Genomic DNA, 10,117 nt, shown 5'->3' with positions numbered 1-10,117 from the left:
TCCCAATGCTGGTTCTGCCGCTCCACCAGCCCTTGCGGCGCGTCGGCGCGATAGCAGGTGAGATCGGATGAGGCAAAGCGCAGGATATCCTCCAGCACCGCCTGCGGGTCGCTGGCGACGCCATCGATGGCCGTGTTGACGAGGCGCATCACCGGCATCTTCACCGGATCGATGGTCTCGCTTTGGGCGGCGAACTCGTCGGCGACGAGCGCGGCTGCTGCCTCGGTCGGCAGCACCAGCAGCGCCTTGCCCGGCGTCCGCACCGGCTTGCCGTCGAGATGCACGGCAAAGCCATTGTCGATAGGTGCCACAGAGGCGGCCTTGTAGAAGCGTTTGGGCAGAGGCGTCTTCATCTGGATCTGGGCGCGGCGCACAGGATCCGGGTCGGAGAGATACTTGCCCGCTTCGAGGTCGTTGAGGATGTCACGCATGAAGGTCTCTCTTACACCGGCGTCAGCTTGCGCGCCGGCCGGTTGACGATGATCAGGCCGGCGGCAATCAGGCCAAGTGCCAGGAAAATGCGCATGGTCAGCGGCTCATTCAAGAACATGGCTCCGCACAGCACGCCGAAAACCGGCGACAGGAAGGTGAAACTGGACAGGCCTGACGCCGGATAGCGCCGCAGCAGCCAGAACCACAGCACATAGGTGAAGGCGACGATGTAGACCGCCTGGAAAAGCAGCGCCAAGGTCGGCAGCACGGTCGGGTCGCGAACGGGCGGGCCGGCGAGAGGCAGCACCAATACGCCCACGATCGCTGCCCCGGCGAGCTGGTAAAGCAGCAGCTTCTCGGCGCTCGCCTCGACCAGCTTCGACCGCTTGATGAGGATGTTGGTCAAAGCCCAGAAGAATCCGGAGCCAAGGCTCAGCAGATCGCCGAACAGCATGTCTCCGCCGCCGCCAAGCTTGTCGGAAAACACCGCGGCAAGGCCGGCAAAGGCCAGCAGCAGGCCAAGGAATTTTCTCAACGTGATCTGCTCGCCGAGCAGGAAATGGCCGCCGAGCAGCATCCAGAACGGCATGGTGTTGACCAGCAGCGTGTTGCGGGCAACGGTCGTATGCTCCAGGCCGACATAGAGGCAAAGGAACTCGATGCCGAAAAGCGCGCCAACCAAGATGCCGGCGAGCAAGGTCCCGTCGCGCGTGAAAAGCGCGATGCCGCGCCACCGGCACCAGGCAAAGACACACATGCCGCCGATGATCGAGCGCGCGATCGACAGGAAAACCGGATCATAGCCAGCGTAGGAGATCTTGGCGGCGACGTAATTCAGCCCCCAGGAAAAGGTCAGCCCGACCATGATCGCGGCGGCGGCCAGGTCGACCGTGTCGCGCCGGTCGAGCGCGTCGGTGGCGCCGCTCACGATCAGTCCTCCGCGCTGGCGTCGTCGAAGCCGATCAGGTTCCAGCTCTGGCGCATATGCGGTGGCATTGGCGCCGTGACATCGATGACGCCCTTGTCGGGATGCGGAATGATGATGCGGCGGGCGTGCAGATGCAGGCGGTTTTGAATGCCCCCGGGAAAGTCCCAATTGGTGTCGGCCTCGAAATATTTCGGATCGCCCAGGATCGGGCAGCCGATGTAGGCGGCATGAACGCGAAGCTGGTGGGTGCGGCCGGTATAAGGCTCCATCTCCAGCCAGGTCATCGTCTGCGCCGCCTGCTCGATGATCCGGTAATAAGAGACGGCGTGGTCGGCGCCCTTTTCGCCATGCGCGGCGACCCGCACGCGGTCACCGTCCGGCGTCGGCTCCTTGATCAGCCAGGTCGAGATCTTGTCCTCGCGCTTGGGCGGCACGCCCTTGACCAGCGCCCAATAGGTCTTCTTGGTCTCGCGGGCGCGAAATGCTTCCGAGAGCTTCATGGCGGCCAGTCGGGTGCGGGCGACGACCAGCACGCCCGAAGTGTCGCGGTCAAGCCTGTGAACCAGTCTGGGCTTCTCGCCCTTCTGGTTGCGCCAGGCCTCCAGCATGTCGTCGACATTGCGGGTGACGCCCGAGCCGCCCTGCACCGCAAGGCCCGCCGGCTTGTTGAAGACGAAAACCTTAGGGTCTTCATGGATCAGCATTTTCGACAGGACATCGGCATCGCCCTGGTTGCGGATCGAGTGGCCGGTCAGCGCACTCTCGCCCTTCTTGTCAACCTCGAGCGGTGGGACGCGAACCATCTGGCCGGGCTCGACACGGGTGTCGGCCTTGACCCGGCCGCCGTCGACACGGATCTGGCCGGAGCGCAGAAGCTTCTGCAAATGGCCGAAACCAAGGCCCGGGAAATGGGTCTTGAACCAGCGGTCGAGCCGCATGCCCGCCTCGCCGGCTTCCACCGTGATCTGTTCAACGCCTGCCATGTTTTTTGTCGCTTATCCGTTTCCCGAGCCAAGCTCGGCCTGTTCTTGGCGCGGCAATAGCACTAAGGCAGGCTTCTTGCGAGCCAAAGTCCCAGAAACAGGGCGATAATGGCGCCAATGACGCTGGCAAGGGCATAACCCAGCGCAGGCAGCGTGGCTCCCCGCTCCCACAGCGTCGCGAAATCGAGCGAAAAGGCTGAGAAGGTGGTGAAGCCGCCAAGAATGCCGGTGGCAACGAACAGCCTGACCTCGTTCGATCCGCCACGGCGCATCATGGAGGCGATGAACAGCCCCATGGCGAAGGAGCCGATGACGTTGATGGCCATCGTGCCCCAGGGATAGTTGGGGCCGACAAAACGCAGCGCGCCGATGTTGGTAAGGTGACGAATCCCGGCACCGATGCCGCCACCGAGGAAGACGAGAAACAGATTGAACATGACCGTTTACTGCCCCCGCAGGGCTGCCCGGTCAATCCCTCGTTGTGGGCGCAACCGCACGGACCAGCCGAGCTCGTCACCACTCAGGCGTTGCCCATCCCGGATATTTTTTCCTGAACTCGTTATAGAGGTCATCGATCTCCGTTTTGCCGATAGGGCGCGCCTGTTCGTAGAGGTAGCCCTTGACGTCGCCGGACAGCTGGTACGCCGCGATGCGCCTGTATGCTGCGCCGATGCCTTTGCCCTCGACAATGTATTGGTCCGGTATCGAGACACAGAGCTGCGCACCCGGCTGCAGATGGGTAACGGGCGGATCGGTCACGACAACGTATTTGGACTTCAACGCCGCCGGTCTGAATCGATCGCGACTATCGACCTGACAAGCCCACTCGATGCGAGGGTAAAGGTCCTTGTCCATTTCATAGAGCAATGAGTCGCTCATGATCCCGCTGGACGCAAATACCGACAACCGGTCCCCAGGTCCCATCTTTCCAAGAAGGTCATCGATAAGACGCCTGTATTCTGGAAGATTGTCGAGTTGCAGCGGGAGCGTGGCTTCCCTGGCAAAGACGTAGCTGATCGGTGACAGCACCTGGCGGCCAATTGGGAAAAAAGTACCGAAAAACGCCAGCACGGCGGCAACGGCTATCGCGGCGTTCGACCATCGCGATCTCAGCGCCGGCATCGAAACGATCGCAACGATTGCCTGGGCGTAGGCAGGAAAAAGCCAAAGAAACATTGGCACCGAATGGTGGCGATCCGGGTCCTGCATGCGGGTGAAGAGGAAGAAGGTAAGTACCGAAGCAACGGCACAGAACAGGGAAAATCTGTTTTGGCGTATGATGGAGATGTAAGCGCCAAATACGATCAACAGCCAGTTCACATAGCTGAGCCGCGATCCTGCCTGGTCAACCTGTGAAACGAAGCTTGTCTTGTATCCGCTGTAAAGGTCGCCATAGCTGGTTCCCAGTATCTTGAGGACCAGGGGTTGCTGGAAGGTCAGCGCGGCTCCGACAACCACGAGGATCACACACAGGCCCCCGACGGCGGCATTGCGGAGTGCCGGGACGTCGCGGTCTTTCGCGACCTGCAGAAAACAGAAGAAGGCCGCGGAAGTTCCGACCCCGATGACGGGATAAGCATACCAGCGGCGCAGCACGAATGCCAACCACAGGCATACGCCGACACGCATGCCGCTGATCACCGGTTCACGGGTCAGGAACCTCGATTTCCAGAGAAAATAGGTTGCCGCGCAAAGCGCGAGACAGCCGGCAATGTCCGGCAACCCACGAAGCGTCGCCGCCCAGAAGGGCGTGTAGAGAAAGGCCGCAATCCATACGGTGAGCCAGCTTCGGCATGAAGGCGTCCCGGTCGCCGCCTCCAGATAGCTTGTTCTGCCGATGAGAAGAGCGGTCGGAACCAGGTAAACAGCGACTATTCCGGCGATGTAGGAAAACCTCGAATCGCCAAAAATGATGTAAAACGGCATCAGCGGCACCAGGATCGCCGCACTGTAGTCGTCGGTGGCGATCGAGGTCCTCAAATGGCTGAGCCACTCGAGAGGGCTCTGAACCAAGAGCGTGCCCTGCCGGCTAAACGTGTCGAAATAGGCAGCGAAGTCCCAGTAATAGACAGGCTGTTCAAGCTCTACATAGATGAGAGCAAGAGCAATTCCCACAAGAGCGGTGCACACATATGTCGTTGCCCAAAATCCGAGAGATTTGTTCTTCGTCACTTGCGGCCGCCAGAAGGAGAAGAGGCAGAACTATCAAAGCCAGCCCGGACTACCGTTTATGCAGCCAGGATCCGTTCCGGCGCATGAGCGGCCGACAAGGATTGGCCAAGTCTCACATGCAGAGCACCCAAACGCTGCCGGCAGGGCCGGCAGCGCCGATTTTCCAAAGCTCAGGTCGTCCCGGCATTCTTCGGCTTGGTCGAACCGATCATTTTCCAGTTCTTGTAGAACATGGAATTGATGCGCTCGACGCTCACCGAGACGATGGCCAGCATACCCGCGATGAGGCGGGGAACCGGCGATGGCCTGATAATGTCCATGAACACGCAGTAGCGGCGGCCGTCATACTCGTTGACCGAGCGATGCAGCAGCGTGTCGTCGAAGATGAACAGCGGATTGTCGTACCAGTAATTCTTGACGTTGCCGCACTCGACGAAAATCTCCGACTTCACCGGGATCAGATTGTAGAGGATGCGCAAGCTGAGCCGCAGCGGGCCGAAATGCCAGGACGTCGATTCGCGCTTGCTGAAGACGGAAACGGCGATGGTCTTGATGTATTTGAAATCCTTGTTGAACTCGGCGACGTTGTCGATCCTGTGCTTGCCGTACCACTGGTAGACATACATGCCGCGCCGGCCGGCGCCGAAATTGGCATCGATATCGGCGATGATCTCATCCTTGCGCGCCTTGAAGATGTCCAGGACCTCGTTGACCTCGCGCTGATAGTCGGCGGGAAACTGCTCCAGCTTCCACACGCCAGGATTTCTGTAGCACAAGAGGTCGACCAGCAGGTTGAACGGCGAAAGCAGCCAGGTGAACAGGCCGTTGCCGAGAAAATAGCCTGAGAACAGCGACAGATCCTTGCGGTCGTTGCGCAGCACGTCGATCAGGCCGCAGACGATGAAGATCGTCGTCAGGATGGGGATGAAATAGAAGCCAAGGGCGAGAAGCGGGATGGCAATGGCGAATTTGCGAAGGGATTTGCGAAGATTTTTTGTCATTTTTCCACGCGCCAAGCGCGATCCTGTTGCGAATGAGGTGCCCAAATCAAGGCAATGGCCACCGCCCGGTCGTGCGCCTTGATAAGGTTTTTTGGGTTACCACACAACGGCCCTGCTACCGCGGCCGGCTGGCTGCCTGCTGGATCTGGTCAATAGCCTCACGCAACCCGGCTATTCCCGCTCTTTGCGCAGCTTTGCCCAATAATCGAGCCGCTTCCTGATATCGCGCTCGAAGCCGCGCTCGGGCGGATCATAGAAGGTCTGGCGACCCATCTTCTCCGGAAAATAATCCTGCCCCGAAAAGGCATCCGGCTCGTCATGGTCGTAGCGGTAGCCCGCGCCGTAATCCTCCTCTTTCATCAGCTTGGTCGGCGCGTTGAGGATGTGCTTGGGCGGCAGCAGCGAGCCGTGTTCCTTGGCGGCCCGCGTGGCGGCCTTGAAAGCGTTGTAGACGGCGTTGGATTTGGGCGCGGTGGCGAGATAGACGGTGGCCTCGGCAAAGGCGAGTTCGCCCTCGGGCGAGCCGAGATAGTCGTAGGCATCCTTGGCGGCATTGGCGACGACAAGCGCCTGCGGGTCGGCAAGGCCGATGTCTTCCATGGCCATGCGCACCAGCCGGCGGCCTAGATAGAGCGGATCCTCGCCGGCATCGAACATGCGTGCGAGATAGTAGAGAGCCGCGTCAGGATCTGAACCGCGTACCGATTTGTGCAGCGCCGAGATCAGATTGTAATGGCCGTCCTGGCCCTTGTCGTAGATTGGCGCGCGGCGCTGGACGATGCGCTGCAGACCCTCGGAATCGAAGACCTCGCCGGGCTTGGCTGCTCGCCAGACTTCCTCTGCCAGGGTAAGAGAGGCGCGGCCGTCGCCATCGCTCATGCGGATGAGCATGGCCCGCGCCTCGTCGTCGAGCGGCAGCGCCCTGCCCTCGGTCTCCTCCGCCCGCGCCATCAGCTTGGAGATGCTCTCCTCGCCAAGCGAATGGAAGACCAGAACGCGCGCGCGTGACAACAAAGCGGCATTCAGTTCGAAGGACGGGTTTTCGGTCGTGGCGCCAACCAGCACGACTGTCCCGTCCTCCATGACCGGGAGGAAACTGTCCTGCTGCGCGCGGTTGAAGCGATGGATCTCGTCGACGAACAGCAAGGTCTGGCGGCCATTGGCACGGCGCAATTTGGCTGATTCGAACACCTTTTTCAGGTCGGCGACGCCGGAAAAGACAGCCGATATCTGCTCGAAGGCGAGACTCGTTTCACCGGCGAGCAACCGCGCCACGGTGGTCTTGCCGGTGCCGGGCGGCCCCCAGAAAATCATCGAGCCGAGCGAGCCGGAACCGATCAACCGGGTCAGCGCGCCGTCAGGCCCCGTCAGATGCTCCTGGCCGACGACCTCGCCAAGGTTCCTCGGCCGCAGCCTGTCGGCCAGCGGCCGCCCAGGCGGCGTCTTTTCCGGTTCATCGACGCTGAACAGATCGGCCATGCACTTCTTTTTCGTTGGAGCATGAGCCCGAATGCACGGAACCCAGCCCTAATAACGCAACACCTGACGCAGTATCTGCCCGCCGCGCTCGACCGTAAAGCGCCACCAGCGCGTATCCGTCTTGGCCGCCAGCTCCAGGGTCGCTGCGGTATCGATGGTGGTGCCGTTCACCTCGCGCACGATGTCGCCCGGCTGGAAGCCGAAATCGGCGGCCGGTGAATCGCGGTTGATGTCGACCACGGTGACGCCCTTGATGTCCGTGCGCAGGCCAAGCCGCTGCGCGAGCCGGGGCGACAGCTCCGCGACCTTGGCGCCCGAGAACGGGCTGCGGCCATGCAGCGTCACCTCGGCAGCCTTCATGCCTTCCGGAGCACGCTCCAGCGCGATATCCATCGCCGCCTGCTGGCCCTTGGTCAGAACCGCGAAATTGGCGGTGGTGCCGATCGACAGCGTCGCCATCCGGTAGTCCAGCGCTTCGATGCTCTCGACCGGCTTGCCGTTGAGCTGCAGCACCACGTCGCCGGGCTTGAGCCCTGCCTTGGCGGCCGGTCCGGTCGCCTCGACCGACGAGACCAGCGCACCGGTCGGCTTCTCCATGCCGAGCGATTCTGCGATCTGCGGCGTCACCGCTTCGAACTCGGCGCCGATATAGGGCCGTTCGAAGAAGTCGAGCCCGGCCTTGGCCGCGTCGGCAAAGGCGCGAACCATGTTCGAGGGAATGGCGAAGCCGATGCCGATCGAACCACCGCTGCGGCTGTAGATGGCCGTGTTGATGCCGACCAGCTGGCCGCCCATGTTGATCAGCGCGCCGCCGGAATTGCCGGGATTGATGGCGGCGTCGGTCTGGATGAAGAAGCTGGAATCGGAGACGCCGATATGGCTGCGGGCCAGTGCCGAGACGATGCCGCTGGTGGTGGTCTGGCCGACGCCGAAAGGGTTGCCGATGGCCAGCAGCAGGTCGCCGACCTCGAGCGCGTCGGAATCGCCGATGGCAATGACCGGAAACGGCTTGTCCGAGGTGATCTTGAGCACGGCAAGGTCGAGAGTCTCGTCCTTGAGCAGCACCTTGCTGTCGAACTCACGCCCATCAGCGGTCGCCACCTTGACCCGGTCGGCATCCTTGATGACGTGGTAATTGGTGACCACGACGCCGGTCGGATCGACCAGCACGCCGGAACCCAGTGAAGACTGCGCACGCGGCTGCGAGCGGCCGAAGAATTCCTCGAAGAACGGATCACCGTCGAAAGGCGATGTCACCTTGGCGGTCTGCGAGGCATAGACGTTGACCACCGCCGGCGCCGTCTGCTTGACCAGCGGCGCAAACGACAGCTGCACCTCCTCGCGGCCGAACGGCACGCGCTTGTCGGGACCGGACGTCGCGTTCTCGCCCTCGACGCCATGCAGCAGGTCGGTCAGCACATCGGACAGGCCGGGATCGGTCTTGGTCTCCTCGGCCAATGCCTGCCTGACCACCGGTGCGGCCGCAAACGCCATGATGGCGAAAAGCAGAACAAAGGGCAGTCTTCTGGCGCGCATTCGCGAATCCTCCAAGGCAAGTTCGGGGGCATTGTCCCGACGATTGTGCAAAATGAAAGGCTAAGCCGCTGAAATCCGACTATTTTGGGCCAAAACCCCAGGGGCATGCCCGGAAATCGGATTCCGGCGCGGTTTGCTGCTTTCAGAAAACAAAAAGGGGCCCGCAGGCCCCTTTGAACTCATTTGGGAAAACCGAGCCTTATGCGGCTGCGGCGTCCGCATCAGCGCTTTCGGCCTCGATGCGAGCGCGGTCGCCGGCGCCCTTGGCCGAGACGTCGCGATCGACGAACTCGATGACAGCCATGGCGGCGTTGTCACCGTGACGGAAGCCCGCCTTCATGATGCGCAGATAGCCGCCATTGCGGTTGGCGTAGCGCGGCGCGATGGTGTCGAACAGACGCTTGACGACGCCTTCATTGCCGATCTGGGCAATGACCTGGCGGCGGGCGTGCAGGTCGCCACGCTTGCCGAGCGTCACCAGCTTCTCGACGATCGGACGCAGGTCCTTCGCCTTCGGCAAGGTTGTGACGATCTGCTCGTGCTCGAGCAGCGACACGGCGAGGTTGGCGAACATCGACTTGCGATGGCTAATGCTTCGGGCGAAGCGGCGGCCTTTGAAACCGTGGCGCATGGCTCTTTTCCTTCTTCAGTTGTTCAAGAGGCCGCGGCCTCTGATGGTTTTCCGCATGACCGTCGGATCGAGCGGCCCACGCCGCCGATCCTTGGAATTCATGCTCAATATTGGTCTTCGTAACGCTTAGCGAGGTCTTCGATGTTTTCCGGCGGCCAGTCCGGCACTTCCATGCCGAGGTGCAGGCCCATCGCCGCCAGAACTTCCTTGATCTCGTTCAGCGACTTGCGGCCGAAGTTCGGGGTGCGCAGCATCTCGGCTTCGGTCTTCTGGATCAGGTCGCCGATATAGACGATGTTGTCGTTCTTCAGGCAGTTGGCCGAACGCACCGAAAGCTCGAGTTCGTCGACCTTCTTGAGCAGCGCCGGGTTGAAGGCGAGCTCGGTGACGGCCTCGGCAGCGACTTCCTTCTGCGGCTCGTCGAAGTTGACGAACAGGCCGAGCTGGTCCTGCAGGATGCGGGCGGCGAAAGCCACTGCGTCCTCGCCGGTGATCGAACCGTCGGTCTCGATCGTCATGGTCAGCTTGTCATAGTCGAGAACCTGGCCCTCGCGGGTGTTCTCGACCTTGTAGGAGACCTTCTTGACCGGCGAATAAAGGCTGTCGACCGGGATGAGGCCGATCGGCGCGTCTTCGGCGCGGTTGCGGTCGGCCGGCACGTAACCCTTGCCGGTGTCGACGGTGAATTCCATGCGGATTTCAGCGCCTTCGTCCAGCGTGCAGATGACGTGGTCGGGGTTGAGGATCTCGACGTCGCCAACCGTCTGGATGTCGCCGGCAAGAACCGCACCCGGTCCCTGCTTGCGAACGACCATGCGCTTGGGACCATCGCCTTCCATGCGGATGGCGATTTCCTTGATATTCAAGACGATGTCGGTCACGTCCTCGCGCACACCGGCGATGGACGAGAATTCATGTAGAACGCCGTCGATCTGCACGGCGGTAACAGCCGCAC

Annotated in this window: 10 protein-coding genes; all 10 read right to left on the bottom strand. The window is 61.7% G+C overall.

Annotated features, from left to right (window positions below; genetic code table 11):
- On the bottom strand, positions 1 to 431 hold a 431-nt coding region (locus ENZ75_RS09810; RefSeq protein ID WP_281061230.1), incomplete at its 3' end, for an ATP12 family protein.
- A gap of 11 nt (positions 432 to 442) precedes the next feature.
- Positions 443 to 1,360, bottom strand: a complete 918-nt coding sequence (locus ENZ75_RS09805; RefSeq protein WP_063168065.1) for a DMT family transporter — start codon at positions 1,358 to 1,360, stop codon at positions 443 to 445.
- Positions 1,361 to 1,362: 2 nt separating this feature from the next.
- Complete coding sequence (locus tag ENZ75_RS09800; RefSeq protein WP_024505072.1) at positions 1,363 to 2,343, bottom strand: RluA family pseudouridine synthase; 981 nt, start codon at positions 2,341 to 2,343, stop codon at positions 1,363 to 1,365.
- 62 nt (positions 2,344 to 2,405) lie between these two features.
- Positions 2,406 to 2,780 (bottom strand): fluoride efflux transporter CrcB, encoded by a 375-nt coding sequence (crcB, locus tag ENZ75_RS09795; protein ID WP_063168066.1) that lies wholly within the window; start codon positions 2,778 to 2,780, stop codon positions 2,406 to 2,408.
- A gap of 76 nt (positions 2,781 to 2,856) precedes the next feature.
- Complete coding sequence (locus ENZ75_RS09790; RefSeq protein WP_063168067.1) at positions 2,857 to 4,515, bottom strand: hypothetical protein; 1,659 nt, start codon at positions 4,513 to 4,515, stop codon at positions 2,857 to 2,859.
- 170 nt (positions 4,516 to 4,685) lie between these two features.
- Entirely contained in the window at positions 4,686 to 5,516 is an 831-nt protein-coding gene (locus tag ENZ75_RS09785) for an aspartyl/asparaginyl beta-hydroxylase domain-containing protein (RefSeq protein WP_063168068.1), read from the bottom strand.
- Between the two features lie 171 nt (positions 5,517 to 5,687).
- Positions 5,688 to 6,995 carry a replication-associated recombination protein A gene (locus ENZ75_RS09780; protein ID WP_063168069.1) on the bottom strand — a complete coding sequence of 436 codons (1,308 nt, stop codon included), beginning with the start codon at positions 6,993 to 6,995 and terminating at the stop codon, positions 5,688 to 5,690.
- A gap of 48 nt (positions 6,996 to 7,043) precedes the next feature.
- On the bottom strand, positions 7,044 to 8,531 hold the full coding sequence (locus ENZ75_RS09775) for a DegQ family serine endoprotease (RefSeq protein WP_013531440.1): 1,488 nt from the start codon (positions 8,529 to 8,531) through the stop codon (positions 7,044 to 7,046).
- Positions 8,532 to 8,730: 199 nt separating this feature from the next.
- Positions 8,731 to 9,162 carry a 50S ribosomal protein L17 gene (gene rplQ / locus ENZ75_RS09770; protein WP_013531439.1) on the bottom strand — a complete coding sequence of 144 codons (432 nt, stop codon included), beginning with the start codon at positions 9,160 to 9,162 and terminating at the stop codon, positions 8,731 to 8,733.
- A gap of 104 nt (positions 9,163 to 9,266) precedes the next feature.
- Positions 9,267 to 10,117, bottom strand: an 851-nt coding sequence (locus tag ENZ75_RS09765; RefSeq protein ID WP_128278062.1) for a DNA-directed RNA polymerase subunit alpha, incomplete at its 5' end; no start/stop codon positions are given.

This window comes from Mesorhizobium sp. M7A.F.Ca.CA.002.04.1.1 (assembly GCF_004022805.1).
Lineage (GTDB): Bacteria > Pseudomonadota > Alphaproteobacteria > Rhizobiales > Rhizobiaceae > Mesorhizobium > Mesorhizobium ciceri.
Note: the sequence above shows the minus strand (reverse complement) of the source record. Positions and strands in the feature narration are given on the sequence as shown.

Excerpts from the sequence above, each read along its gene's own strand:
- ENZ75_RS09780 (WP_063168069.1), bottom strand. The coding sequence starts at position 6,995 with ATGGCCGATCTGTTCAGCGTCGATGAACCGGAAAAGACGCCGCCTGGG.
- rplQ (WP_013531439.1), bottom strand. The coding sequence starts at position 9,162 with ATGCGCCACGGTTTCAAAGGCCGCCGCTTCGCCCGAAGCATTAGCCAT.
- ENZ75_RS09800 (WP_024505072.1), bottom strand. The coding sequence starts at position 2,343 with ATGGCAGGCGTTGAACAGATCACGGTGGAAGCCGGCGAGGCGGGCATG.
- ENZ75_RS09775 (WP_013531440.1), bottom strand. The coding sequence starts at position 8,531 with ATGCGCGCCAGAAGACTGCCCTTTGTTCTGCTTTTCGCCATCATGGCG.
- crcB (WP_063168066.1), bottom strand. The coding sequence starts at position 2,780 with ATGTTCAATCTGTTTCTCGTCTTCCTCGGTGGCGGCATCGGTGCCGGG.
- ENZ75_RS09785 (WP_063168068.1), bottom strand. The coding sequence starts at position 5,516 with ATGACAAAAAATCTTCGCAAATCCCTTCGCAAATTCGCCATTGCCATC.